Here is a 24,621-nt window from a genome sequence, read left to right as displayed (position 1 = left end):
TGTCTGCCTACGGTGAGGGCATGTCGACCCCTTCGTACGGCCAGCCCGGAGACAGCGGACAGCAGCCGCAGGTGCAGTACGGCCAGCCCTACCCCGGGGCCGCCCCGCAGTACGGCCAGCCCTATCCGGGCCAGCCGTACCCGGGCGGCGGCTACCCGGTCGGCGGACCACCGCCGGCCAAGCCGGCGATCCCCGGCACGGTGCAGGGGGCCTTCGCCCTTTACGTGGTCAGTGCCGTGCTCAGCATCATCAGTGCCATTGTCGTGATGAACAGCGACATCTGGGACCTGGCGCGGGCCGACCGGTTCACCAGTGGGGTGGTCACCGCGGCCGCGACCATCGGCCTGATCATCGGGATCGGCTTCCTGGCGGTCTACGTCTTCTTCGCCTTCATGATGCGGGCGGGGCGGAACTGGGCCCGGATCGTGCTGACGGTCTTCTCCGGACTCGCGATCGTGTCCGGGTTCTCGACGCGGGCATCGGTCACCGTCAACGGCCAGACGTACAGCGCCACGGGCGGGCAGCTGATCAACTGGATCTCCGTCGGCATCGCCGTCGTGGCGATCGTGCTGATGTACCTCAAGCCGTCGAGCGAGTACTTCACCGCGTTCAAGGCCTTCAAGCAGGCGCAGATGTGGCGCTGACCCGGTCGGTCCTGCGCTGATCGGCGGGCCGGAGTGACTGTCCTGTGCCAAGTTTGCGAATTGTCCGGATCGACCTGCGGATCTGTGCGCAAGCGGTTACTCTCTGCGACATGACGACGCCTCCCCAGTACCCCTCCTACTCCGGCGGCAACTACCCCGGTGGCAACTACCAGGGCGGACCGCAGGGACCCGGCCCCAAGCCGTCGGCCCCCGGCACGGTGACCGCGGCCTTCGCGCTGTACGTGCTGGCGGCCCTGGTCTCGCTGGTCGGTGTGTTCCTGGTCTTCACCGACGCCGGAACGCGGCAGATCCGGGATGCGTTGCGCGACACCAACACCGGGAACATGTCGCTCGACGACCTGGTCCGGGTGACCCGCACCATCACGGTCGCGGTCGTGGTGGTCTTCCTCGCGCTGTACCTGTTCTTCGCGTTCATGATGCGGGCCGGGCGGAACTGGGCCCGGATCGTGCTCACCGTGCTGTCCGCGCTGTCCATCGCCAGTTCCTTCGCCGGCAGCGTCGCAGCCACGAGGTCATGGGCGACCTGGGTGACCCTGGTCTTCTCCATCCTGGCGATCGTGCTCATGTACCTGGCCCAGTCCAACCAGTACTTCGCCGACTCGAAGGCCTACCGCAAGGGCGCTGTCTACCGCTGAGACGTTCGCGGAGGTCCTGCAACCCGTGAGCTGTTGCTCACCGGTTGCAGGACGTCAGCGGGTGGGGGTCGGGCGGTCCGGAACGCACACTTCCGGCAGGTAGGGTCACCGATCATGACGTCCCCCGGCGCGCCGAAGAGATCGTGGCTGTCCAGTTTCGCGTCGGCCATGGCGCCCGTCGCCCCCGAGGACGACGGGCAGCCGATCACTCGGCCGGTCACGATCTGGGTCGCCACCGTGTTCGCGGTGCTCGGTGCCGTGGTCTTCGTGCTGCAGGGCGGCGCGGTGCTGATCACGCTGAACAGCCAGCTGGCGTCCGAGTCGGTGCTCTACCAGGAGCAGTACGACAAGGCCGTGGTGCAGTGCACCACCTACGTCGGTGGCGTCGGCACGGCCGTCCCGAGCACCGCGGTGGCGCCGACGTCGGTGTCCGGACCGCTCACCGCCGAGTCGTTCATCGAGCAGTGCCAGGCGCTGCCGGAGCGGGCGCTGACCCCGGAGCTGCTGTCCTCCGTACGTACCCAGGCGATCGTGATCAACGTCGTCACCATGATCATCGGCCTGGCCGGCGTCGTCGGCGGGATCTTCCTGCGGCAGGGACTGAAGTGGGCCCGGCGGACGATCATGGCGGCGTCCGTGGTCGCCCTGCTGCTCGCCCTGCTGTTCAACGTCGCGAGCCTGTTCCTGCTGGTGGCCAACCTGCTGATGATCATCGGCATGGTGCTCTGCTACGTCGGCAAGGGCGGTCTGTTCTTCCTGCGCGTGGCGCAGCGGCGGCAGAAGCACTGACCCGGTGACCCGCCCGGACCGGGGACCGGACACCCGGCCGCAGCCGGCGGTCCCGCCGCTGCCGCTGACTCCCGAGCAGACCCGCACCGCCGTGCGCGGCGTCGCCGGTGTGCTGGCCGTCCGGTCCGCCCTGGCGCTGGTCGGCGCGGTGGCGTGCGTGGTCGGTGCGGTCCTGCTGTACCGCCACGCCATCAGCCCGCACACCTTCCCGGCCTTCGTCGCCGGCACCGACAGCACCACGATCGACCGCTGGTCCGGGCCGTGGTTGGCCGGCGCCGGCGGGGTGCTGCTGCTCGGCTGCCTGCTGGCCACCCAGGGGGTGGTCGACCTGGTCCGACGGATCCGGCTGACCCCGGCCGGACGCACCCCCGCGATGGCCGCACCGCAGCCGACATCCGGCGGCCCGGGTCGGCCGCAGTTCGACCCGGCCCCCCGGTTCGACCATGCGACCCAGTTCGGCCGGCCGCTCGACCGGCCGGTGCAGTTCGACGGGCCGGCGCAGGTCGACCGACCGGAGCAGTTCGATCCCGCCGGCCCACCCCGACGGCCGGCACCTCCCACCGGTCCGGCCGGGACCTAGGTCCTACCAGCAGCACACCCGGGCACTGGGACAATGGATCCGTGTGCCCAGCAGCAACCGTGACGACAGGACGGAAGACGTGAGCAGTCGGACGGTCGTACATCTGCTGCGACACGGCAAGGTGCACAACCCGTCCGGGATCCTTTACGGACGGTTGCCCGGCTACCACCTCGCGGCCAGCGGTCGCGCCATGGCCGACGGCGTCGCGGAGCACCTGGCAGGCAACGACATCACCTACGTCGCGGCGTCCTCGCTGATCCGCGCCCAGGAGACGGCCGCCCCGCTGGCCGCGACCCACGGCCTCACCGTGCGGACCGACGACCGGATCATCGAGGCGGACAACACCTTCGAAGGGCTCAAGGTCGCGGTCGGCGACGGGGTGCTGCGTGAGCCGCGGTACTGGGCGCGGCTGCGCAACCCGTTCCGGCCGTCCTGGGGCGAGCCGTACCTGGACATCGCACACCGGATGCTCGGTGGCATCACCACGGCACTGCAGCAGGCCGACGGTCACGAGGCGGTGCTGGTCTCGCACCAGTTGCCGATCTGGACGGTCCGCCGCTACCTGGAGGGCCACCGGCTCTGGCACAACCCGGCGAAGCGCCAGTGCGCGGTGGCGTCGCTGACCTCCCTGGTGTTCCTGGACGGTGTCTTCTCCGGCGTCCGGTACAGCGAACCGGTCGCGCACATCCCGGCCGTCGACGACGGGTCCGACACGGTGTCCCCGGGGTTCGGCGCGTGAGGCGCTCGAGCCGCACCGGGCGGCCGACCCGGATCCGCCGCTGGGCCGCGGCGCTGGCCGTCGCCGGGGTCGCCATGACCGGATGCTCCAGCGGCACCGACGCCATTGCGGTGGGCGGCAGCTTCGACTTCCGGCCGACCGGCGGGGTGCTCGAGTTCTCCTACCCGGCCGCCGAGCGCGGCACCCTGGGCACCATCTCCGGTCCGGCCGTGGTCGGCGACGGCACGGTGGCGCTGGCGGACTACCGCGGCAAGGTCGTGGTGCTGAACTTCTGGGGATCCTGGTGCGGTCCTTGCCGTGCCGAGGCGCCCGACCTGCGTGATGCCAGCACCGAGCTCGCGGACCTGGGCGTGCAGTTCCTCGGCGTCAACGTCAAGGACGACAAGGAAGCGGCGGCCGCGTTCGAGGCATCGAAGGAGATCGCGTACCCGTCGATCTTCGACCCGACCCGGCGCACCCTGCTCTCCATCAAGGGGTACCCGGCCAACACCATCCCGTCGACGATCGTGGTGGACCCGCAGGGCCGGGTCGCGCAGATCTGGCTGCGCCAGGTGACGAAGACCGAACTGGTCGCGACCGTGCGCGCCATCGCCACGGAGACCTGAGCGTGCTGCAGTCCCAGATCGCCCTGCTCGCCGCCGGTCCCGCCGACACCGTGGTGAACGGTCCGCTGCTCTTCGCCACCCTGCTCGCGCTGGCGGCCGGCATCGTGTCCTTCGCCTCGCCGTGCGTGATCCCGCTGGTGCCCGGTTATCTCTCGTACCTCATCGGGCTGGTGGGCTCAGAAGGCACAGCAGGCACAGCAGGCACAGCGGGAACTGCCGGCACAGCCCGGGCGTCGGCTGGGTCGGCGGTCGGTACCCGCCTCGGGGCCCGGCTGCGCACCCGGGCGGTGATCGCCACCGGGTGGTTCGTCGGCGGCTTCACCCTGGTCTTCCTGCTCGAGTCGGTCGCCGTGCTGGGCCTCGCGCACACGGTGCAGGCGAACACCGAGGTGCTGACCCGGATCGGCGGGGTGATCACCATCCTGCTCGGCCTGGCCATGCTCGGGTTCATCCGGCCGCTGCAGATGGAACGCCGGATCCACCGCCGCCCGACCGGCCGGTTCCTCGGGCCGGTGCTGCTCGGCGCGTTCTTCGCCCTCGGCTGGACGGTGTGCATCGGGCCGACCCTGGGTGGGGTGCTGTCGCTGGCGATCTCCAGCGAGTGGAACGGCTACGCCTGGCGTGGCCTGCTGCTCGTCGTCGCCTATTGCGTCGGGCTCGGCGTGCCGTTCCTGTTGCTGGCCTTCGGGTTCGGCTGGGCCACCGGTGCCATGGGCTTCCTGCGTCGCCACACCCGCACCATCCAGGTGATCGGCGCCGTCATGCTGATCCTGGTCGGTCTGGCCATGGTCACCGGCCTGTGGTCGGACTTCCTGATCTGGCTGCAGATCAGGTTCGCCGCCGCCGGCGAAGGACTGCTGCTGTGACGATCCACGACACCACCCACATCACCGGGGACCCGACAGATCCCACTGTTGCCTCAGCTGCGGCGCCCCGGCGCCGGGGCGGCCCGCTGCCGTTCCTGCGCAACATCTGGCGCCAGTTGACCAGCATGCGGACCGCGCTGGTGCTGCTGTTCCTGCTGGCCCTGGCCTCGCTGCCGGGTGCGCTGCTGCCGCAGTGGTCGCTGAACCAGTCCAAGACGGCGAATTACATCCTCGACAACGGTTGGTGGGGAAGGTTCCTCAACAGTCTCGGCTTCTTCGACGTCTTCGCCTCGCCCTGGTACGCGGCGATCTACCTGCTGCTGTTCACCTCGCTGGTCGGCTGCCTGCTGCCGCGCTCCTGGGAGTTCGTCGGCCAGCTGCGGATGCAACCGGTGGTGGTCCCGCGCAACCTGCGCCGGATGCCGCTGCACGAGACCCTCACCGCCACCGGCGATCCGGATGCCGTCGCCGACCGGGTGCTGTCCGGGCTGCGCGGCTGGCGGATCGCCCGGCGCACCGAAGCCGATGGTGTGGTGACGATCTCGGCGGAGAAGGGCTTCCTGCGGGAGGTCGGCAACCTGGTCTTCCACCTGTCGATGCTCGGCCTGCTGGTGGCGATCGCGGTCGGCAAGCTGGTGGGCTACGAGGGGTCGATCATCCTCACCGCCGCCGGCGGCACCCAGACCAACGAGCGCACGGTGGCCACCGCCGCCGGGTCCGAGGGATCCGGGTTCTGCTCGGTCGACCCGTACAGCTACGACAACTTCCGGCCCGGGCTGCTGGTCGACGGCACCGGGATGTCGCCGTTCTGCGTGCAGGTGGACTCCTTCACCGCGACCTACACCGACGCCGGCCAGGCCAGCTCGTTCCTCGCGCAGATCCGGTACCAGACGGATCCGGCCGCGGACGGCGACACCTGGCAGTCGGCCACGCTCGAGGTCAACGACCCGATCCGGCTCGACGGCCAGCGGCTCTACCTGCTCGGCCACGGCTACACCCCGATCTTCGAGGTGACCTACCCGGACGGCAGCACCCAGACCGGGATGGCGTCGTTCCAGCCGGAGGACTCCAACTTCACCTCGCAGGGCGCGGTCAAGTTCCTCGACCCGCCGGGGGTGACCGGGGCCGAGTTGCTCACGAAGCAGCTCGCGGTGGTCGGCATCTTCGCCCCGTCCGCCTTCGTGCACACCGGGGTGATGACCTCGAGCTTCCCCGCCGCGGAGCAGCCCGCCGTCGCGGTGCGGGTGTTCGTCGGCGACCTCGGCATGGAGTCCGGCGCGACGCAGTCGATCTTCTCCATCGACCAGGACCAGGTCGACAAGGGCCTGCTGGTGCAGAAGGCCAGCGAGAACCTGGCACCGGGGGAGTCGCTGACCCTCGACGACGGCACGCAGGTCACCTTCACCGGCTACCGGGAGTGGGTGTCGCTGCAGACCTCCTACGACCCGGCGCAGACCTGGGCGCTGGTGTGCGCGGCGCTGCTGCTCATCGGCCTCATGCTCTCGCTGACGATCAAGCGGCGGCGGGTCTGGTTCCGGATCCGCCCGGCCGCGGGTCCGTCTTCCGATGGTGGGGCAGGATCTTCTACGGTGATGTCCGGGGTCGAGGTCGGTGGTCTGTCCCGGACGGACCAGGCGGGCTACGGCGAGGAGTTCTCCTCGCTGGTGGCCCTCGCGACGGTGGAGTCGACCGGTTCCCGCCGGTCGCAGAAGGAGTGAATCCGTGATCAACGAGTCCCTGGCCCGGGCATCGGACCTGGCCTTCGAGTGGGCGCTGGCCGGATACGTGATGGCCCTGGTGTGCCTGGGCGTCGAGTTCGCCGCCCGCAAGGGTGCCGTCCCGACCGAGGCCGAGGCGGCCAGCGCCGAGCTGCGCGCCGCGCGCCGGTCCGCCCGCAAGGGCGGATCCGCCGGCGGCACCGCGGTGCTGGACCGGGACGAGATCGGCAAGGTCGCGGCGCCGGAGCGCCGCGGCACCGCGCCGTGGGGGGTCCGGTTCGGCCGGGCCGGTGTCGTGGTGGCGGTGCTCGGCTTCGCCGGTCACGTGCTGTCGCTGGTGCTCCGCGGAGTGGCGACGGGCCGCGCGCCGTGGGGGAACATGTACGAGTTCACCTCGATGATCTGCGCCGCCGCCGTGGCCGGTTACCTGATCACGCTCTGGCGCTCGCGGATGCGCACCCTCGGCTTCTTCGTGATGATCCCGGTGGTCATCCTGATGTACATCGCGCAGAGCGTGCTCTACGCGGAGGCCGGCACCCTGGTGCCCGCGCTGCACTCCTACTGGCTGGTCATCCACGTGCTGGCGATCTCACTGTCCAGCGGCGTGCTGATGCTCTCCGGTGTCGCCTCGGTGCTGTACCTGGTGCGCGCCCGGTTCGAGCGGAAGCTGGCCGCCGACAGGGAGTGGGAGGCGAAGAACGCACCCTCCGCCACTGCCTCGGCCGGCTCCGACGGTACGGGTGTCGGCCGGATCGCGGTGGACCGCACGTCCTCCCGGCTGGCGGCGCTGCCGTCGCTGGCCACCCTGGACCGTTTGGCCTACCGCACGGCGATCGTCGCCTTCCCGGTCTTCACCTTCGCCGTCATCGCCGGCGCCATGTGGGCCGAGGTCGCGTGGGGCCGGTACTGGGGCTGGGACCCCAAGGAGACCTGCGCCTTCGTGACCTGGGTGCTCTACGCGGCCTACCTGCACGCCCGGTCGACCGCCGGGTGGCGCGGCAGCAAGGCCGCCTGGATCTCGATCCTCGGGTTCCTGTCGATGATCTTCAACCTGTTCTTCATCAACCTGGTGGTCTCCGGCCTGCACTCCTACGCCGGGCTCAACTGACGTCCCGCACAGCAGAAGGCCCTCACGTTCCCGCGGGAACGTGAGGGCCTTCTGCTGTATTCGGGCTTCCGTGCGGCGTGGGTTCCCGGCCGCTGGTTCGGGCTGTGGCGTCGTGCGGTGTGGATCTGTAGCGGGCGGACCGCCGACGGCCGGCAATGGTCCGGTGCTCGACGAGCGTCGAACCGCCGTCGTCAAGGCCGCTCCGGGACCGCGGCATGATCGGTCGTGCCGGCCGGTGGTCGCCGCGCTGCCGCCATCTCCGACCACCGGCGCCGGATTCGTCGCCGTCGACGGACGTCCGGACACACCCGGGCGACGGTGCCCGGGTGCGGGCTCAGCTGCTCTTGTCCTCGCCGCGCAGCTTGCGGTCGATCTCGCGGAGGAAGTCGGGATCGTCGTCGGGCGCGACCGACTTCGGGCGCGGCTTCGGACGTTGCGGCCATTGCGGCCGGTCGGCCGCCTCACCGCCCGGTTCCCCGCCGGGCGTGTGGGACCCGATGCCGCGCCAGGCGAGCAGGATCACCACCGCGGTGAGGACGATGGCTATCAACAGGTACACGAGGCACCCCTTTCGTTCTTCCGCACAGCGTACGCAGGCCCACTGTGTGCCGGGCGCGAAAGCGGATCACGCTTGCGAAGCGGTCCGGCCACGATGCGGATCGGGCAGCCGGGAACGACATCCCGCGAAGACGCCGGACCCCCGGTCGCCTGGCGACCGGGGGTCCGGATGGAGCTGTGCTGTGTCAGGCCGAGTGCGCGGCATCCACGGTCAGGTCGGCGAGCAGGCCGCTGACCTCCGACTCGCGGAACCGCCGGTGGCCGCCCGGCGTGCGGATCGAGCCGATCCGACCGGCGGAGGCCCACCGCGTGACCGTCTTCGGGTCGACGCGGAACATGAGTGCAACCTCACCGGGCGTGAGCAGGCGTTCGCTTTTCTCCATGGTTACGTGCCTCCTTGTGTGGGCCCCGACTGGCCTCGTACGCCGGATTGGCGTACGTACATTGTGCCCCAATCGCCCTTTTCTACACACCGTTTCTCGTGCACATATTGTCTCACAAGGTCCGAAGTGTCCGGAATGGGCGTTTCCATCTACAGCTGTCGCAGATTGCTCCGAACGAGCGAAGATCCACGATGTGACGAGTGTTAGTGGTTCACGTCGAGGGCAGTCGTGCCCCTGGTGCGCAGAGTGTCCGTCCGCACCGTGAGGGAGACACTCCGGAGCGTTGGTCCTGCGGTGGTAGTACGTCACGGAACCGTAACGTTTTGCGAGCAGTGCTCGCAAGTTGAGAGTTCACATTTGGTGAGCAGTGAAAAGTAGTTGTGAGTTCAGGAATTGGGACAGCGTTGTTCCGGTGAATGCCCTGCTGTCGCGTTCACGCAGAATGGCGGAAATGGCGTTACGATTACGCAGGGTGACCAATCGTCGGGTGCGGGCGCAGGCCCGCCGCACGTCCGCGGGTGGTTCGTGCCCGACCCGGGGGCGGATGGCCCGGCGGTCGGGTGGGCGTCGGGGTCGAAGGCGCCGGGCGTCGGGTGGTCGGGTTCGCGGGTGGTCCGCGCCCGCTCGGACGAGCGTGGTCCCGTCTGGCCTACCGTGGGCGCATGGATCTGGTGGACCGACGGCTGGTCGATGCGCTGCGCAAGGACGGGCGGGCCAGCTACGCGGAGCTGGGCCGGGCCGTCGGGCTCTCGTCGTCGGCGGTGCACGAGCGTGTCGGGAAGCTCGAGTCGGCCGGCGTGATCCTCGGGTACCGCGCCGACGTGGCGCCCGGCTCGGTCGGCATCGGGGTGACCGCGATGATCGGGATCGAGCCGGGGGAGAACGGTCGCGACGAGATCATCGGCGCCGCACTGGATGCCATCCCCGAGGTGGAGAGCTGCTACGCGGTCGCTGGCGACGAGGCGTTCCTGCTCTGGGTCCGGGTGGCCAGCGTCGACGACCTGCACCAGTTGCTCGGCACGCTCCGTGCGATCGACGGTGTCGCGCGCACCCGCACCACCGTCGTCCTCGCCACCCGGTTCGAGAGTCGCTACCGGACAATCGCCGACTCCTGAGCTCGTCGTCCGGGCCCGCCCGCCTCGCTGCACCACCTCGGCCCCGCCTCGCCGCGACCCCGGCCCCGCCGCGATCCGCCCTGCCCCGCCCTGCCGCCCGGCCACATTCCTGCCGCCCGGCCACACCCCTGCCCCACCTCCGCGCGATGATCAACTTCCTCGACACGTGGGATCACAGTGTTGTTGTTGCTGGTGTGACAGGAGTCGACGAGTTCGTACGCGCAGGCGAAGTTGATCATCGCGACAGGGGGCGGGCGCGACGGGGGAGGGTGCGGCGGATGCGGGGCTAGCCTGGTGGTGTGAGCGAGACGCAGCCCGAGCAGGCCGGACCGACGACCCCCGAGCCCGCCGGCGCGGCGGCCGCGACCCCGGAGCCCACCGGCGCGGCCTCCGCGAACCCCGACCCGTCCGGACCGCAGCCCCTCACCCCGAAGCCGGGCGGTTTGGCCGGCGCACTGGTCCTCTACACCGTGCTCCGACTGGTGATCATCGCCGTGCTCACCGCGATCCTGGCCATCTTCATGCCGTTGATCGTCGCGCTGGTCTTCGCCGTCGTGCTGCAGATGCCGCTGGCCTGGCTGCTGCTGGGCCCGGTCCGCCGCCGGGTCAACGAGCTGATGGCATCGGCGACCGAGCACCGGCGCCAGGAACGCGAGCGGTTGCGAGCCGCCCTGTCCGGCGATCAGGACCGGCCGTAGGCTCCTGCCCGTGACCGATCGCGTGACCGATTCAGCACTCCGTCCCGCGTACGTGGTGGACCGGTCCGACGCGGCCGCCCGGGAATGGGTGGCGCGGGCGGTGCGGATCATCTCCGCCGATGCCCAGCGCAGCGCCGACACCCACCTGATCCGGTTCCCGATGCCGCCGGGCCTCGGCGTCGACCTCTATCTCAAGGACGAGTCGACACACGTCACCGGATCGCTCAAGCACCGGCTGGCCCGCTCGCTGTTCCTCTACGCGCTGTGCAACGGCTGGATCCGCGAGGGCACCACCGTCGTGGAGGCGTCGTCCGGTTCGACCGCGGTCTCCGAGGCGTACTTCGCCCGGTTGATCGGCGTCCCGTTCGTCGCGGTGATGACGTCCTGGACGTCGCCGGAGAAGATCGCGCTGATCGAGAGGGAAGGCGGGCGTTGCCATCTCGTCGACGACCCGGCCGCGATCTACGACGTCTCACGCCGCTTGGCCGCCGACTGCAACGGCCACTACATGGACCAGTTCACCCATGCCGAACGGGCCACCGACTGGCGTGGCAACAACAACATCGCCGAGTCGGTGTTCGCCCAGTTGGAACTGGAGCGGCACCCGGAGCCGGAGTGGATCGTGGTGGCGGCCGGGACCGGCGGCACCAGCGCCACCATCGGCCGGTACATCCGCTACCGCGGCCACCTGACCCGGCTGTGCGTCCCGGACCCGCAGGACTCGGCGTTCTTCGGCGGCTGGTGCGACGACGACCCGGCGCGGACCGCGCCCGGATCGAAGATCGAGGGCATCGGCCGGCCACGGATGGAGCCGTCGTTCGTGCCGGAGATCATCGACCGGATGGTGGCGGTGCCCGACGCCTGCTCGATCGCCGCGATGCAGGTGGCCGGCGAGGTGCTCGGGCGTGGGGTCGGACCGTCCACCGGGACGAACCTCTGGGCGGCGTTCGGGCTGGCGGCGGAGATGGCGGCGGCCGGCCGGACCGGCAGCATCGTGTCGCTCATCTGCGACGGGGGCGAGCGCTACGTGCACACCTATGCCGACGCGGAGTGGGTCGCCGGACGCGGCTGGGACCCGGCGCCGTCGGCGGCGATGCTGCGGGAGTTCCTGGCCGGCGGACCCTGGCGTGGCTGACACACCGGAGCCAGAACGGGTGGCGCTGGCCGTCGCGGAGCGGGCCGGCGTCGAGGTCCGCGAGCTGCACGGGATGACCGAGATGCACCGCGCCGCAGCGATCTTCGACGAGGTGTGGGACATCGGCCCGGGCGGCACCGAGATGCAGCCCGGTCTGCTGCAGGCCCTGGCGCACAGTGGCAACTACGTGGTGGGCGCCTTCGACGCATCCGGTGGCATGGTCGCCGCCTCGGCGGCGTTCCTGTCCACCGGTGACGCCGGACTGCACTCGCACATCACCGGGGCACTCGGCGTCTCGAAAGGCGTCGGCGGGGCGATCAAGTGGCACCAGCGGGCCTGGTGTCTGCAGCGCGGGATCGGTGCGGTCGCCTGGACCTACGACCCGCTGATCTCCCGCAACGCCTGGTTCAACATCCGCCGGTTGGGTGCGCGCCCGGTGCGGTACCTGGTCGACTTCTACGGCGAGATGCCGGATGCGATCAACGCCGGCCAGCCGACCGACCGGATGCTCGCGGTCTGGGAGCTGCTGTCCTCTCCGGCCCTCGCCGCGGCCGCCGCGGCCGCGTCGGGTGCGGCCGCTCCCGGACCCGCCGGGCACCCGGAGATCCGGCAGGCCCTGGCGGTGGGCCCGGACGGGCGACCGGTCATCGACCGGGAGGCGCTGGCGCAGGACCAGCGGGTCACCGCGGCGATGCCCGACGACGTGGAGACGCTGCGGAAGACCGACCCGCGGTCGGCGCTGGACTGGCGGCTGGCCCAACGGGAGGTGCTCACCACGCTGCTGGATGCCGGCGCGCGGATCGTCGACCAGCTGCCCGGCCGTGGATACCTGCTGCACCGGACGGCCGGTGCGGGGACGGAGGAGTCATGAGGATCACCGGGGCACAGCTGCGGATCGTCGAGATGCCGCTGCGCTCGCCGTTCACCACCTCGTTCGGCACCGAGGACGACAAGATCGCCCTGCTGATCCGGATCGACGCGGTGGTGGACACCCCGGCCGGCCCGGTGGAGAGCACCGGCTGGGGCGAGTGCGTCGCGATGGACGCCCCCGTCTATTCCGCTGAGTACGTCGCCGGTGCGGTCGAGGTGACCCGGCGGTTCCTGCTGCCGAAGTTGCTGGCCGCCGGGAGTTCGCTGACCGCGCAGCGTGTCTCGGGCCTGCTGGAGCCCGTCGTCGGTCACCCGATGGCCAAGGCCGCGCTGGAGATGGCGGTCCTCGACGCGGAACTGCGGGCCCGCGGCATCTCCTTCGCCGAGCACCTCGGTGCCGAGCACGACCGGGTGCCGTCCGGGGTCTCGGTCGGCATCCAGGACTCGATCCCGCAGCTGCTGGAGGTCGTCGGCGACTACCTGGACCAGGGGTACGTCCGGATCAAGCTGAAGATCCGGCCCGGCTGGGACGTGGACGCGGTGGCTGCCGTCCGGGAGCGGTTCGGTGACGACATCCCGCTGCAGGTCGACGCGAACGCCGCGTACACGCTGGCCGACGCCGCGCAGCTGCGCCGGCTCGACGCCTTCGGATTGCTGCTGATCGAGCAGCCGATGCCGGAGGACGACCTGCGGCAGCACGCCCAGCTGGCCCGGCTGGTGTCCACGCCGATCTGTCTGGACGAGTCGGTCGTGTCGGCACGTGCGGCGGCGGACGCGATCTCGATGGGCGCCTGCCGGGTGATCAACATCAAGCCGGGGCGGGTCGGCGGCTACCTGGAGGCGCGGCGGATCCACGACCTGGCCCGGGCGCACGGGATCGCCGTCTGGTGCGGCGGCATGCTGGAGACCGGGCTCGGCCGCGCGGCCAACGCCGCCCTCGCCGCGCTGCCGGGATTCTCGCTGCCGGGCGACATCTCGGCCTCCGACCGGTTCTACGCGCAGGACATCACCACCCCGTTCGTGATCGAGGACGGCCACGTCGCGGTGCCCAGCGGGCCGGGCCTGGGCGTCACACCCAATCCGGAGATCCTGGAGTCGGTGACCACCTGGAAGGACGACCTCCCCGTCACCTGACGGCCCCCCGGCGCGAGGATCAACTTCGCCGGCGCGTGGGAAAGTGGCCCCAATGGGACTGGTGGGGCACGAGTCGCCGGCTTCGTACGCGCAGGCGAAGTTGATCCTCGCGCCAGGGGCGGGGTGGGTCAGACACCGGCGAGGGAGCGGACTCTCGGGCGCAACCAGTCGAGGACGTTGTCGGTGTCGGCGATCAGCAGCCGGGTGATGAGCACGTGGTCGGGGCGGAGCACCCACGCGTGCTTGGAGGCCACCGGGATCACCGTCAGGCGGAGCCGGAAGTCGTGTGCCCGTCCGGATCCGACCAGGTCCGAGATCATGCTGGCCAGACCGGATCTCGGCGCGGCATGGGCGCCCTGCACCCGCGGGTCCTGGGTCACCGCCTCGGCCCAGCGCGCCGCCTCGTCGTGGTACTTCTGCAGCAGCAGGCGCAGTGCCGGCAGGCTGCGGAAGGCGCGGAACGCGGGCGGCCGGAACGCCTGGTCCGGGGTCGGCAGGGTGAGCAGCAACCGGGACCACCAGCGGTCCCACTCCTCGGAGGCGCGGTCCCGGTCGACCAGGTCGATGCCCGCGGCGTAGCGCAGCACCAGCGGCGGGTCCCAGTCCGACGGCGGGTTGCGGGCCCACACCGGCCAGCTGTCGAAGGCCGGTTCCAGCCGCGGGATCCCGCGCGCCCGCGGCGGATCCAGGTCGGCCACCTCGCGCAGGTAGAGGGCGACGACGAGCGGGAGCGGCTCGGCCACCTCCACCCGGCAACGGTCCGTCCCGGCGATGTACATCCCGACATCGTGCGCCGCACCGTCGCACCCGGCACGTCGGTGGCCGAACCTGCTCCCGTAGGCTCCGGGGACACCGAGCGGAATGAGGCCCGATGACTGCTGTCCCCGTCTACCAACTCCCCGAGCGCAATCTCGGCCTGGATCTGATCCGGGTCACCGAGGCCGCCGCCATGGCCGCCGGCCGGTGGGCCGGCCGCGGGGACAAGGAGGCGGGGGACGCCGCCGCCGTCGACCAGATGCGACTGATGTTCTCCACCATCCCGATGCGCGGAACGATCATCATCGGCGAGGGCGAGAAGGACGAGGCGCCGATGCTGGCCAACGGCGAGGAGGTCGGCGACGGCACCGGGACCGAGTGGGACGTCGCGGTCGATCCGGTCGACGGCACCACGCTGCTGTCCAAGGGCATGCCGAACGCGCTGGCGCTGATCGCCATCGCCGAGCGCGGCACGATGTTCAACCCCAAGGACGTCTTCTACATGGACAAGATCGCGGTCGGCCCCGAGGGTGTCGACGCGATCGACATCGAGGCGCCGCCCGGGGTGAACGTGCGCACCGTCGCCCGGGCCCTGGGCAAGAAGCCGCAGGACATGACCGTGTGCATCCTGGACCGGCCGCGGCACGCCGAGCTGGTCAACAAGGTGCGGGCCACCGGTGCCCGGATCAAGTTCATCAGCGACGGCGACGTGGCCGGCGCGATCATGACCGGTCGGCGGCACATCGGCGTCGACCTGATGATGGGCGTCGGCGGCACCCCGGAGGGCGTCATCGCGGCCTGCGCGATGCGGGCGCTCGGCGGTGCGATCCACGGCAAGCTGTGGTTCGCCGACGACGTGCAGAAGCAGCGGGCCCTGGACGCCGGGCACGACCTGGACCGGGTACTGGTCACCGAGGACCTGGTGCGCACCGACAACGTCTTCATGATCGCCACCGGCGTCACCGACGGCGAGCTGCTGCACGGCGTCCGCTACACCTCGCGCGGGGCCGAGACCGATTCGCTGGTGATGCGCGGCCGGTCCGGCACGGTCCGGTCGGTGCGCGGCGAGCACGCGCTGGAGAAGCTGCAGAAGGTCACCCCGGCCTGAGCCCGGCCATCCCGGGGCAGGGTCGCGAACGGGCGGCGCCCGGAGTCGGAACCACCGCGCGGACCATGCTGCCGCCCCCGGTCGACCGGCTGTTGTCGCTGCGGGCCGCCGGCGCGCTCCCGGGGCGTCGACGGCCGACCGGATCAGCGGCCGATGACCAGACCGGCGGTCAGCAGGACCGCCCAGACGATCTCCAACCGGCCGATCGCTCCCAGCGCGGGCAGCAGCGCCGGACCGCGCGCCCCGGACATCGCGGCGCGCACCGGCGGCACGGCGAGCGGCAGCGCGAGCAGGGCCAGCAGGCACCAGGGGTGCCGCAGGCCGATGACCGCGACGGCCAGGAATGCTCCGCCGATCATCAGCAGCAGCACGTAACGGGACAGCCGGTCGCCGAGCAACACCGCGAGAGTGCGCTTGCCGTGCTCGGTGTCGGTGGCGATGTCGCGCAGGTTGTTGACCATCAGCAGCGCGCAGGCGAGCAGGCCGATGCCGATGGCGGCGGCCAGGCCGGTGTAGGTGATCCGTTCAGCCTGCACGTACTGGGTCCCGAGCACTGCCATCAGTCCGAAGAACAGGAAGACGAAGATCTCGCCGAACCCGGCGTAGCCGTAGGGGCGCGGCCCGCCGGTGTAGAACCAGGCGGCCAGCACGGCGGCCACCCCGAACGGCACCAGCCACCAGGTGGTCACCGCGGCCAGCACCAGACCCACCGCGCCGGCGATGCCGAAGCAGAGGAAGGCCGCCCGCTTCACGGTCGCCGGGGCCGCGCGCTTGGACCCGACGAGCCGCATCGGGCCGACGCGCACCTCGTCGGTGCCGCGGATGCCGTCGGAGTAGTCGTTCGCGTAGTTGACCCCGACCTGCAGCGCGAGCGAGACGACCAGGGCCAGCGCCGCCCGCCACAGCGAGAAGGACAGGACGGCCGCGGCCGCGCCGGACCCGGCCAGGACGGGCGCGACGGCCGCGGGGAGGGTGCGCGGGCGCGCGGCGGAGAGCCATTCACGTGCAGTTGCCACGTGGCATCACCCTACGGGGCCGGGCGGGTACCCGATGCCACGGCGGACCGGGACCGTCGAACAGGCGCCGGCCCGGGCAGCACGGACGGTGCCCGGCCGACCGGAGCGCCCGGGACGAGCGGTGTCAGACGTCCTCGGGCCGTGCGGCGAGTGCCCGGATCGCCATCCGGTCCGGTTTGCCGGGGCCCCGCAGCGGCAGGGCGTCGACGACGATCACGCGACGCGGAGCGGCCGCGGGATGCACGGACCGGGCAGCGGCGCGGACGGCAGCGGGGTCGGGTCCGGCCGAGCCGGGCACCGGCACGACCACTGCCGCGACCGCCTGCCCCCACTCCGCGTCCGGCACCCCGACGACCACCACCTCGGCCACTCCCGGAAGGCCGGCCAGCGCGGCCTCGACCAACGCCGGGGCGATCTTGATGCCGCCGGTGATGATCACGTCGTCGGCCCGGCCCTGGACGTGCAGGGTCCCGTCGCCGGCCCAGGCCCCCAGGTCCGCCGTCCGGAAGGTGCGCGGCGGCCCGGGCTCGAAAGCCGGGTCCGCCGGCCGGCCCCGGTAGCCGCGGGCGAGGACCGGGCCGCTGATCCCGATGAGCCCGCCGCTCCCCGTGCCGCCGCCGGCCAGGTCGATCGCGACACCGTCCAACGGCACGCCGTCGTAGACGCAGCCGCCGCAGGTCTCGGTCATGCCGTAGGTGGTGCGCAGCCGGATGCCCGCTGCCCGGGCCCGCTCCTGCAGTGCCGGCGCGGTGGCCGCCCCGCCGACCAGGACGGCGTCCAGGCCGGCCAGCGCGGCGGTCGCCTCGGGGTCCTGGAGGACCCGGTGCAGCTGGGTCGGCACCAGGGAGGTGACCCGGGGGCCGGCCGGCATCGCGGCGATCGCCGCCTGCAACCCGCGCGCGGTGAAACCGCCGGTCAGGTCCGGGATCACCGGCTCGGTGCCCTCGGCGATCGCCCGCAGCAGCACCTGGATCCCGGCGACGTGGTGCGCGGGCAGCACCAGCAACCAGTGCACCGGTCGCGGGTCGTCGACGATCCGGGCGCGGGTGGCCGCGGCGGAGGCGGCCAGCGCGGACACCGGGAGCAGTGCGCCCTTCGCCGATCCGGTGGATCCGGAGGTGCCGACCACCAGCCCGGTCGGGTCGTCGGGATCGTCCTCGCCGGGGTCGAGCGGGGTGTCCGGCCCGTGCGCCGGCTCCGGGATGCCGGCCGCGTCGTAGGGGAGCAGGGCCGGACCTTCGCCCGCCAGCATCCGGGTGAGCGCCGGCAGCACGCCGAGTGCCGCCGGTCCGGCCGGGACCGGCAGCGCCTGCAGCAGCCGAGCCGACGACAACTCAGTACGCCCAGGGATACCCGGAGAAGTCGGCGGATCGCTTCTCCAGGAACGAGTCCCGGCCCTCGACGGCCTCGTCGGTGCCGTAGGCGAGCCGGGTCGCCTCGCCGGCGAAGAGCTGCTGCCCGACCAGCCCGTCGTCCGGCAGGTTGAACGCGTACTTCAACATCCGTTGCGCCGTGGGCGATTTCGCCGTGATCTTCGATGCCCATTGCAGCGCAACGGTTTCCAGGTCGGCATGCGGCACCACGGCGTTGACGGCGCCCATCCGGTGCATCGTCTCCGCGTCGTACTCGTCGCCCAGGAAGAAGATCTCGCGGGCGAACTTCTGCCCGACCATCCGGGCCAGGTACGCCGAGCCGTACCCGGCGTCGAAGGACCCGACGTCGGCGTCGGTCTGCTTGAACCGGGCGTGCTCGGCGCTGGCCAGGGTGAGATCGCAGGTGACGTGCAGGGAGTGGCCGCCGCCGGCGGCCCATCCCGGGACCACGGCGATCACCACCTTGGGCATGAACCGGATCAGCCGCTGCACCTCCAGGATGTGCAGCCGGCCGGCCCGTCCCGGGTCCCACGACTCCGAGGACTCGCCGGAGGCGTAGCGGTAGCCGTCCCGGCCGCGGATCCGCTGGTCGCCGCCGGAGCAGAACGCCCAGCCGCCGTCCTTCGGTGACGGGCCGTTGCCGGTGAGCAGCACGCACCCCACCGAGCTGGTGGTCCGGGCGTGCTCGAGTGCGGCGTAGAGCTGGTCGACGGTGCGCGGGCGGAAGGCGTTGCGCACCTCCGGCCGGTCGAAGGCCACCCGGACGGTCGGCAGGTCGGCGCCGGTGTCCGGGTCGATCCGCCGGTGGTAGGTGACGTCGGTGAGATCGGTGAACCCGTCCACCTCGCGCCACTGCCGCGGGTCGAAGAGGGCACTGACCGCCTGCGTCGCCATGGACCTCACCCTAGGCCTTGCTGATCACGGGTGGAGGTGACAGGTGGCCGCTCTGCGGCTGCTGTTTACGCGGCTGATTGTGCCGGTCGCTTCTCGTTGAGCAGTTGCCGGGGGGTGCGGCCGGCCATGTAGGCGCCGTTGTTCGGGCGGTGGTGGTTGTAGTCGGTGATCGCGGCGGCCAGGCCGGTCTGCAGATCGGCGATGCGGTCGATGCGGGCGCGGTAGAAGAACGGCCGGTAGAACTCGTGCAGCAGGGTGCCCTGGAACCGCTCGCAGACCGCGTTGTGGTTCGGGCTGCGCGGCGGGATCCGGTGGTGCGCGATGCCGAGATCACCGAGGTGGCTTGTGAAGTCGCGTCCGACGAACTCCGGACCGTTGTCGGTGAGGACCCCGGTGACCGGGACGCCGAGTCGGCCGAACTCGGCCCGGACGTGATCGAGGAACCGGGCCGCGCCGGCGGCGGTCTTGTCCCCGACGATCAACGCCACGATCGCCCATCGGGTCGCGACGTCGACCGCGGTGAACTGCCAGATCGTGCCCACGCCTTTGAGCTTGCCGACGTAGAAGGTGTCCATCGACACGTTCTGCCCGGCTACCGACGCGGCCTGGCAGAACCCGAACGGCCCCGCCATCGCGGCGTCGGTGAGCTGGCCGGTGTCGGCGGCGGTGAGCGAGGCCAACGCGGCCAGCCGCTGCGCACGGCGGCCCAGCTGGTGCCGCACCAGTACCTTCTGCACCCCGGACGCTGACCGGTGAACATCATGCTTGGCCAGGTGACGCAACAACTGTCGCGCACCCAGAGTCGGGTGAGCGACCGCGACCGCAAGGATCGCCGACACCTCCTGCGCGCTCATCGCGGTGGGCATCACCGGTGGCCGGCGCCGCTTGGGCACCAGCGCCGCCGACCCGTACCGGGCCGCGGCCTTGACCCACCGGTAGTAGGCCGTGCGGGACACCCCGGCCGCCCGGCAGGCCGCCGACACACCCACCTTCGCGGCCTGGGAGATGACGTGTGCACGCCGATGCGCGATGATCTGATCTGGGGTCACGGGTGGTCTCCTTCTGGTCACCGAAGCAACCGAAGGCTCCCACCCGTGACCCCACCCAACTCAGCGAGGTGTCACCTCGACCCGTGATCAGCAAGCCCTAGGCGGCGTGCCGGCCCGGCCCGACCCAGGTCCCGCTGCGGACATCGGCGGCGGGACCTGGGTCCCTGGTCCTGTCCCTGCGCCCCGGTCAGGATGGGGGTGTGAACAGGTGGCAGGCGCTGGCCGGGTTGCAGGCTCTCACCGGGGTGTCCGCGGTCGCCGGCGGGGTCCTGCTGGCCGTGCGGCCGGACGGATCACTGCTGAGGATAGATCCGGAGCTGTTGCGGGGCAGTAGGTTCCGGGACTGGCGCTGGCCGGGTCTGCTGCTCGCGGGGGTGGCCGGCGGCGGTCACCTCGGGGTCGCCGTGCTGCAGTGCCGACACGGCCGGCGGGTCCGGATGCTCTCCGCCGCCACCGGTCTCGCACTGATCGGCTTCGAGGTCGCCGAGGCGCGGTGGCTGGGCCGGCACCCGCTGCAGCTCATCTTCGGCGGCATCGGTGCGGTCTGCGTGGCGTCGGCGCTCACGGGTGCGTACACGTCGTCGGAGCAGTGGGTCTCGGGCCGTCGCTGAGCCGGGTGCCCGGGTCGGGCACGATGTCGGGATGGCCGTCCTCGGGACCCGAGCGCTGAACCGGGCACTGCTGGCCCGGCAGCTGCTGCTGGCCCCGGCCGACGTGATGCCGGTGCAGCTGGTCGAGCACCTGGTGGGTCTGCAGGCACAGCATCCGACCGCGCCCTACCTCGGGATCTGGTCCCGGATCCCGGGCGTCACCACCGGGGCGATCTCCGCACTGATCGCGGACCGGTCGCTGGTCCGGATCGCGGCGATGCGCTCGACGGTGCACCTGTTCAGCACGGCCGACGCCCGATGGATCCGGCCGGTGGTGCAGGCCGCGGTGGCCAAGGGACTGACCCCGGGCAGCGGCTACGGCCGCATGCTCACCGGTCTGGACCGGGAGGAGGTGGCCGCGGTCGCCGCGTCCTACTTGCAGGAGCCGCGGTCGACGGCCGCGCTCGGCGAGCACCTGTGTGCGGTCTTCCCGGAACGGGACCGGGACGCGCTGATGATCCTGGCCCGGTGCCTGCTGCCGCTGGTCCAGGTGCCGCCGAAAGGGCTGTGGGGGATGTCCGGCGGCACGGTGCTCACCACCCTGCAGGCGTTCGTCGGACCCGACCCGGCGGACGACCGCGGCCCGGGCGACCTGGTCCGGCGGTACCTGGCGGCCTTCGGGCCGGCGACGGTCCGCGATGTGCAGCACTGGTCCGGACTGACCCGGCTCGGACCGGTGGTCGCCGGCATCCGGGACGAGCTCGTCGCCTTCACCGGCGAGGACGGGCGGGAGCTGTTCGACCTGCCGGATGCGCCGCGGCCGGACCCGGCGGTACCGCCCCCGGTCCGGCTGCTCGCCGAGTGGGACAACATCCTGCTCGGACACGCCGACCGCAGCCGGATCCTGCCGCCGGAGTACAAGGACCGGGTGTTCTCGCAGAACGGCATCGTCCGCGGCGCCGTGCTGGTCGACGGCATGGTGGCCGGCGCCTGGAAGCTGCGCACCGGCGGGCCCCGGGCCACCGTCGAGCTGCAGCCGTTCACCCGGTTCCGCAAGGCCGACCTGCGCGCGGCGGAGCAACTCGCCGCCGACGCCCTCCGGTTCGGCGCACCCGAAGCGGCACACGAGATCTCGGTGCTGGAGCCATGAACGGGCCGGCGGAGGTCGCGGAGGTGCTGGCCTCGGCGGTGGTGGTGGCGATCCCGATGAAGGACCGGTTCCGCGGTATCACCGTGCGGGAAGCGGTGCTGCTGCGCGGCCCGGCGGGCTGGGGCGAGTTCGCCCCGTTCCGGGACTACGGCGACGCCGACTGCCTGCCGTGGCTGCGGTCGGCGATCGCCGCCGCGACCACGCAGTGGCCGGACCCCGTGCGCGACCGGGTCGAGGTGAACACCACGGTGCCGGTGGTCATTCCGGACCGGGCCGTGGCGTTGGTCCGCGCCTCCGGCTGCCGGACGGCCAAGGTGAAGGTGGCCGATCCCGGGTCGGCGGCCGGCGCCGATCTGGAACGGGTGGCGGCGGTCCGCGACGCACTGGGGCCGGGCGGCCGGATCCGGGTGGACGCCAACGCCGCCTGGACCGTGGACGAGGCCGCGCTCCTGGTGCCGGCGCTGGACCGGGCGGCAGGCGGACTCGAGTACGTCGAGCAGCCGTGCCGGACCATCGAGGAGCTGGCAGCGGTGCGCCGGCGGCTCGACGTGCCGGTCGCGGCCGACGAGTCGATCCGGCGGGAACGGGACCCGCTCGCGGTGGCCCGGGCCGGCGCCGCCGACATCGCGGTGGTGAAGGTCGCGCCCCTGGGCGGGGTGACCGCCGCGCTGCGGATCGCCGAGGCCGCCGGGCTGCCCACCGTGGTGTCCTCCGCAGTCGACACCGCGGTCGGGCTGGCTGCCGGCCTGGCACTGGCCGGCGCCCTGCCGGACCTGCCCTACGCCTGCGGACTGGGCACCGGATCCCTGCTGACGGGCGACGTCTCGTCGTCCGCGGTGCACCCGGACGCCGGGTCGCTCGCGGTACCGCGGGTGGCGCCGGACCCGGACCTGCGCGAGCAGTGGGCGGCGGACGACGAGGTGCGGACCTGGTGGCTGGACCGGTTACGCCGGGTGGCCGCGCTGCTACTCACCGGCTGACCTGCCGCGCGCCGGGTCCGGGCCGGTCCGGAGCGGGGTCCGCGGGGGAGCAGAATGAGCGGTGTGAACCCGTCGACCGCCCTCGCCCGGGTCCTGGTCGACGAGCTGGCCGCCGCCGGGGTGACCGACGTGGTGCTCGCCCCGGGCTCCCGCAACGCACCGCTGTCGATGGCCCTGGTCGACGCCGACACCGACGGCCGGTTGCGGCTGCACGTGCGGACCGACGAGCGGGCCGCCGGGTTCCTGGCGGTCGGGCTGGCCCGGTCGTCCGGCCGCACCACCGCCGTCGTGACCACGTCCGGAACGGCGGTGGCGAACCTGCTGCCGGCGGTGCTCGAGGCCCATCACGGCGGGGTGCCGCTGCTGGTGCTGACCGCCGACCGGCCGCCGCACCTGCGCGAGGTGGGAGCCAATCAGGTCATCGACCAGCGTGACGTGTTCGGCAGGTCGCTGCGCTTCTTCCACGAGTTCGGGGTGCCGCAGCGGGCTCCCGCCCAGCAGGCCGGCTGGCGGTCGATGGTGGACCGGGCCCTGGCCCACTCCCGCGGGCTCGGCGTCGGCGTGCCCGGCCCGGTCCAGCTGAACATCCCGCTGGTGCCGCCGCTGCTGCCGGACGCCGCCGCCGGTACCGGCCTGGACCAGGCCGCCGACTGGCCGGAGGACCTGCACGGCCGGGCGGACGGCCCGTGGACGTCGATCGCCACCGAGGCGACCGAGGACGTGCTGTCCGGGCTGGACGTCCCGGCCGGCCGGGTGCCGATGATCGACGCCCCCGCACCGGGCGAGAGGGTGCTGTTCGTCGGCGATCTCACCCACCCCGCCGCCGGGCCGCTGGCCGCGCTCGGGCACGTGGTGCTCTCCGAGGCCGGCGGTGCGGCGGGTGCCTCGGTGCTGTCGGCCGGCGCGCACCTGCTGGACCTGCCGGGGTTCCTGGAACCGGCGCTGCCGGACCGGGTGGTGGTGCTGGGCCGGCCGACGCTGTTCCGGCAGTTCGGGAAGCTGCTGGCCGACTCGGTGGTCGAGGTCGATGTGCTGGCGCCGCAGGCCGGGTACTCCGATCCGTCCGGCCGCGCCCGCCGGGTCGCCCCGGTGCTCGCCCCGCTCGCCGGCCCCGGGGAGCCCGACTTCGTCCGCACCTGGCAGGACGCGCAGCGCCGGGCCGCCGCCGCCGTGGCCGGCGAGTTGGCCGGCTGGAAACTGGCGAGCTCGCCCCGGCTCGCCGCCGACGTGGTCGCCGCGCTGCCGGACGGGGCCACCCTGGTGCTCGGGTCCTCGCAGCTCCCCCGGGATGTCGGCCTTGCAGCAGCGCCGAGGGACGGCCTGCGGTTGATCGCCAACCGGGGCGTGGCCGGGATCGACGGCACCGTGTCCACCGCGGTCGGCGTCGCGCTGGCCGACCCGGAGTCGCCGACCGTCGCGCTGATGGGCGACCTGACCTTCCTGCACGACGTCACCGGTCTGGTGATCGGGCCGGACGAGCCGCGCCCGGACCTGACGATCGTGGTGTCGCACAACAACGGGGGCGGCATCTTCCACACCCTCGAACCCGGCGAGGAGCGGCACGCGAGCCGGTTCGAGCGGGTCTTCGGCACCCCGCACGGCACCGACCTCGGCGGCTTCGCCGAGGCCGCCGGCTGGCGGCACGACGTGATCGAGGAGCCGGCCGACCTGGCCGCCCTGCTGTCCGCCCCCTCCGGCCTGCGGGTGCTGGAGATCCCCACCGGGCGCAGTGATCTGCGCGCCGAGTACGCGAGACTGCGTGCCGCCGTGCACGCCTCGGTGCACGTGTAGGCCGGTCTTGCCGGGACGCCCCGGCAGTGGGAGGGTGGACGCCGGACCGTCGGTGCGTCAGGGGGTGTCGTGGTGACAGCTCGATCGCCGGCATGGCTCCGGGTCGGCGGGCCGGTGGCGTTCGCCCTGCTGCTGATCCTGTTCGTCGTCTCCTCGGGGGTGCGGGGCGGCCTGGCGTCGGCCCGGCCCACGGTGGTGAAGGTGGAGACGCTGGTCGTCGACGGGAGGACCCTCACGGTGACCGTCATGAGTGACGGTGACTGCTACATCTCCGGCAACCTCGACCACCTGTCGGTGATGGCCGCCTGCGGCTAGG

The 24,621-nt window shown here is 72.1% G+C and carries 27 protein-coding genes; 20 read left to right on the top strand and 7 right to left on the bottom strand.

Features of this window, described 5'->3' with window-relative positions; genetic code table 11:
* Positions 1-20 precede the first annotated feature (20 nt).
* The 9 genes from GIS00_RS11145 (at position 21) to ccsB (ending at position 7,705) form a co-directional block, all read left to right on the top strand.
* Positions 21-644, top strand: coding sequence for a hypothetical protein (locus GIS00_RS11145; RefSeq protein WP_154768511.1), 624 nt, complete (start codon positions 21-23; stop codon positions 642-644).
* A 110-nt stretch (positions 645-754) separates the two neighbouring features.
* Entirely contained in the window at positions 755-1,300 is a 546-nt protein-coding gene (locus tag GIS00_RS11140) for a hypothetical protein (RefSeq protein ID WP_154768510.1), read from the top strand.
* Positions 1,301-1,414: 114 nt separating this feature from the next.
* Positions 1,415-2,089, top strand: a complete 675-nt coding sequence (locus GIS00_RS11135; RefSeq protein WP_154768509.1) for a hypothetical protein — start codon at positions 1,415-1,417, stop codon at positions 2,087-2,089.
* 4 nt (positions 2,090-2,093) lie between these two features.
* Positions 2,094-2,669 carry a hypothetical protein gene (locus GIS00_RS27515; protein ID WP_230313449.1) on the top strand — a complete coding sequence of 192 codons (576 nt, stop codon included), beginning with the start codon at positions 2,094-2,096 and terminating at the stop codon, positions 2,667-2,669.
* 79 nt (positions 2,670-2,748) lie between these two features.
* Entirely contained in the window at positions 2,749-3,408 is a 660-nt protein-coding gene (locus GIS00_RS11130) for a histidine phosphatase family protein (RefSeq protein WP_322097855.1), read from the top strand.
* On the top strand, positions 3,405-4,013 hold the full coding sequence (locus GIS00_RS11125; RefSeq protein WP_322097854.1) for a TlpA family protein disulfide reductase: 609 nt from the start codon (positions 3,405-3,407) through the stop codon (positions 4,011-4,013). The genes GIS00_RS11130 and GIS00_RS11125 overlap by 4 nt, the downstream gene beginning before the upstream one ends.
* A 2-nt stretch (positions 4,014-4,015) precedes the next feature.
* The gene (locus GIS00_RS11120; protein ID WP_322097853.1) at positions 4,016-4,879 is read left to right on the top strand and encodes a cytochrome c biogenesis CcdA family protein; all 864 of its coding nucleotides are present in this window, start codon (positions 4,016-4,018) and stop codon (positions 4,877-4,879) included.
* Positions 4,876-6,597 carry a cytochrome c biogenesis protein ResB gene (gene resB / locus GIS00_RS11115; protein ID WP_322097852.1) on the top strand — a complete coding sequence of 574 codons (1,722 nt, stop codon included), beginning with the start codon at positions 4,876-4,878 and terminating at the stop codon, positions 6,595-6,597. The genes GIS00_RS11120 and resB overlap by 4 nt, the downstream gene beginning before the upstream one ends.
* Positions 6,598-6,604: 7 nt before the next feature.
* Positions 6,605-7,705 carry a c-type cytochrome biogenesis protein CcsB gene (gene ccsB, locus GIS00_RS11110; protein ID WP_407666849.1) on the top strand — a complete coding sequence of 367 codons (1,101 nt, stop codon included), beginning with the start codon at positions 6,605-6,607 and terminating at the stop codon, positions 7,703-7,705.
* Positions 7,706-8,039: 334 nt separating this feature from the next.
* Here ccsB and GIS00_RS11105 read toward each other — a convergent pair whose 3' ends face one another.
* A complete protein-coding gene (locus GIS00_RS11105; RefSeq protein ID WP_230313448.1) occupies positions 8,040-8,264 on the bottom strand; it encodes a hypothetical protein in 225 nt (74 codons plus the stop codon).
* Positions 8,265-8,448: 184 nt separating this feature from the next.
* Positions 8,449-8,646 (bottom strand): BldC family transcriptional regulator, encoded by a 198-nt coding sequence (locus tag GIS00_RS11100; protein ID WP_154768507.1) that lies wholly within the window; start codon positions 8,644-8,646, stop codon positions 8,449-8,451.
* A gap of 662 nt (positions 8,647-9,308) precedes the next feature.
* On the opposite strand from GIS00_RS11100, the gene GIS00_RS11095 reads away from it, so the two are divergent.
* The 5 genes from GIS00_RS11095 (at position 9,309) to menC (ending at position 13,598) form a co-directional block, all read left to right on the top strand.
* Entirely contained in the window at positions 9,309-9,761 is a 453-nt protein-coding gene (locus GIS00_RS11095) for an Lrp/AsnC family transcriptional regulator (protein WP_154768506.1), read from the top strand.
* 299 nt (positions 9,762-10,060) lie between these two features.
* On the top strand, positions 10,061-10,459 hold the full coding sequence (locus tag GIS00_RS28940) for a DUF4229 domain-containing protein (RefSeq protein WP_154768505.1): 399 nt from the start codon (positions 10,061-10,063) through the stop codon (positions 10,457-10,459).
* 10 nt (positions 10,460-10,469) lie between these two features.
* On the top strand, positions 10,470-11,594 hold the full coding sequence (cds1, locus tag GIS00_RS11085; protein ID WP_322097850.1) for an L-cysteine desulfhydrase Cds1: 1,125 nt from the start codon (positions 10,470-10,472) through the stop codon (positions 11,592-11,594).
* Complete coding sequence (locus GIS00_RS11080) at positions 11,587-12,465, top strand: GNAT family N-acetyltransferase (protein ID WP_154768503.1); 879 nt, start codon at positions 11,587-11,589, stop codon at positions 12,463-12,465. The genes cds1 and GIS00_RS11080 overlap by 8 nt, the downstream gene beginning before the upstream one ends.
* On the top strand, positions 12,462-13,598 hold the full coding sequence (gene menC / locus GIS00_RS11075; protein WP_154768502.1) for an o-succinylbenzoate synthase: 1,137 nt from the start codon (positions 12,462-12,464) through the stop codon (positions 13,596-13,598). Before GIS00_RS11080 ends, menC begins: the two co-directional genes overlap by 4 nt.
* 128 nt (positions 13,599-13,726) lie before the next feature.
* Here menC and GIS00_RS11070 read toward each other — a convergent pair whose 3' ends face one another.
* A complete protein-coding gene (locus GIS00_RS11070; RefSeq protein WP_154768501.1) occupies positions 13,727-14,377 on the bottom strand; it encodes a hypothetical protein in 651 nt (216 codons plus the stop codon).
* Positions 14,378-14,469: 92 nt separating this feature from the next.
* On the opposite strand from GIS00_RS11070, the gene glpX reads away from it, so the two are divergent.
* Positions 14,470-15,462, top strand: coding sequence for a class II fructose-bisphosphatase (glpX, locus tag GIS00_RS11065; RefSeq protein WP_154768500.1), 993 nt, complete (start codon positions 14,470-14,472; stop codon positions 15,460-15,462).
* Between the two features lie 143 nt (positions 15,463-15,605).
* On the opposite strand, the gene GIS00_RS11060 is transcribed toward glpX, so the two are convergent.
* The 4 genes from GIS00_RS11060 to GIS00_RS28935 all read right to left on the bottom strand — a co-directional run bounded on the left by GIS00_RS11060 (position 15,606) and on the right by GIS00_RS28935 (position 19,794).
* Entirely contained in the window at positions 15,606-16,478 is an 873-nt protein-coding gene (locus tag GIS00_RS11060; RefSeq protein ID WP_322097849.1) for a 1,4-dihydroxy-2-naphthoate polyprenyltransferase, read from the bottom strand.
* 124 nt (positions 16,479-16,602) lie between these two features.
* A complete protein-coding gene (locus GIS00_RS11055; RefSeq protein ID WP_230313447.1) occupies positions 16,603-17,811 on the bottom strand; it encodes an AMP-binding protein in 1,209 nt (402 codons plus the stop codon).
* Between the two features lies 1 nt (position 17,812).
* Positions 17,813-18,745, bottom strand: coding sequence for a 1,4-dihydroxy-2-naphthoyl-CoA synthase (locus GIS00_RS11050; RefSeq protein ID WP_154768499.1), 933 nt, complete (start codon positions 18,743-18,745; stop codon positions 17,813-17,815).
* Between the two features lie 65 nt (positions 18,746-18,810).
* Positions 18,811-19,794, bottom strand: coding sequence for a DDE-type integrase/transposase/recombinase (locus GIS00_RS28935; RefSeq protein ID WP_154768498.1), 984 nt, complete (start codon positions 19,792-19,794; stop codon positions 18,811-18,813).
* A gap of 200 nt (positions 19,795-19,994) precedes the next feature.
* On the opposite strand from GIS00_RS28935, the gene GIS00_RS11040 reads away from it, so the two are divergent.
* The 5 genes from GIS00_RS11040 to GIS00_RS11020 all read left to right on the top strand — a co-directional run bounded on the left by GIS00_RS11040 (position 19,995) and on the right by GIS00_RS11020 (position 24,620).
* Positions 19,995-20,405, top strand: a complete 411-nt coding sequence (locus tag GIS00_RS11040) for a hypothetical protein (protein WP_154768497.1) — start codon at positions 19,995-19,997, stop codon at positions 20,403-20,405.
* Positions 20,406-20,436: 31 nt separating this feature from the next.
* Positions 20,437-21,534 carry a winged helix DNA-binding domain-containing protein gene (locus tag GIS00_RS11035; protein ID WP_154768496.1) on the top strand — a complete coding sequence of 366 codons (1,098 nt, stop codon included), beginning with the start codon at positions 20,437-20,439 and terminating at the stop codon, positions 21,532-21,534.
* On the top strand, positions 21,531-22,514 hold the full coding sequence (locus GIS00_RS11030; protein WP_154768495.1) for an o-succinylbenzoate synthase: 984 nt from the start codon (positions 21,531-21,533) through the stop codon (positions 22,512-22,514). Before GIS00_RS11035 ends, GIS00_RS11030 begins: the two co-directional genes overlap by 4 nt.
* A 63-nt stretch (positions 22,515-22,577) precedes the next feature.
* Positions 22,578-24,305 carry a 2-succinyl-5-enolpyruvyl-6-hydroxy-3-cyclohexene-1-carboxylic-acid synthase gene (gene menD, locus GIS00_RS11025; protein ID WP_322097848.1) on the top strand — a complete coding sequence of 576 codons (1,728 nt, stop codon included), beginning with the start codon at positions 22,578-22,580 and terminating at the stop codon, positions 24,303-24,305.
* Between the two features lie 72 nt (positions 24,306-24,377).
* The gene (locus GIS00_RS11020; protein WP_154768493.1) at positions 24,378-24,620 is read left to right on the top strand and encodes a hypothetical protein; all 243 of its coding nucleotides are present in this window, start codon (positions 24,378-24,380) and stop codon (positions 24,618-24,620) included.
* Position 24,621: the final 1 nt, after the last annotated feature.

The organism is Nakamurella alba, assembly GCF_009707545.1.
In the GTDB taxonomy this organism is placed as follows: Bacteria; Actinomycetota; Actinomycetes; order Mycobacteriales; family Nakamurellaceae; genus Nakamurella; species Nakamurella alba.
The sequence above is the reverse complement of the archived record's forward strand: the minus strand, read 5'-3'. Positions and strand labels throughout refer to the sequence as shown.

Excerpts from the sequence above, each read along its gene's own strand:
- GIS00_RS11095 (WP_154768506.1), top strand. The coding sequence starts at position 9,309 with ATGGATCTGGTGGACCGACGGCTGGTCGATGCGCTGCGCAAGGACGGG.
- GIS00_RS11145 (WP_154768511.1), top strand. The coding sequence starts at position 21 with ATGTCGACCCCTTCGTACGGCCAGCCCGGAGACAGCGGACAGCAGCCG.
- GIS00_RS11035 (WP_154768496.1), top strand. The coding sequence starts at position 20,437 with ATGGCCGTCCTCGGGACCCGAGCGCTGAACCGGGCACTGCTGGCCCGG.
- GIS00_RS11070 (WP_154768501.1), bottom strand. The coding sequence starts at position 14,377 with ATGTACATCGCCGGGACGGACCGTTGCCGGGTGGAGGTGGCCGAGCCG.
- GIS00_RS11100 (WP_154768507.1), bottom strand. The coding sequence starts at position 8,646 with ATGGAGAAAAGCGAACGCCTGCTCACGCCCGGTGAGGTTGCACTCATG.
- glpX (WP_154768500.1), top strand. The coding sequence starts at position 14,470 with ATGACTGCTGTCCCCGTCTACCAACTCCCCGAGCGCAATCTCGGCCTG.
- menC (WP_154768502.1), top strand. The coding sequence starts at position 12,462 with ATGAGGATCACCGGGGCACAGCTGCGGATCGTCGAGATGCCGCTGCGC.
- GIS00_RS11050 (WP_154768499.1), bottom strand. The coding sequence starts at position 18,745 with ATGGCGACGCAGGCGGTCAGTGCCCTCTTCGACCCGCGGCAGTGGCGC.
- GIS00_RS11030 (WP_154768495.1), top strand. The coding sequence starts at position 21,531 with ATGAACGGGCCGGCGGAGGTCGCGGAGGTGCTGGCCTCGGCGGTGGTG.
- GIS00_RS11135 (WP_154768509.1), top strand. The coding sequence starts at position 1,415 with ATGACGTCCCCCGGCGCGCCGAAGAGATCGTGGCTGTCCAGTTTCGCG.
- GIS00_RS11140 (WP_154768510.1), top strand. The coding sequence starts at position 755 with ATGACGACGCCTCCCCAGTACCCCTCCTACTCCGGCGGCAACTACCCC.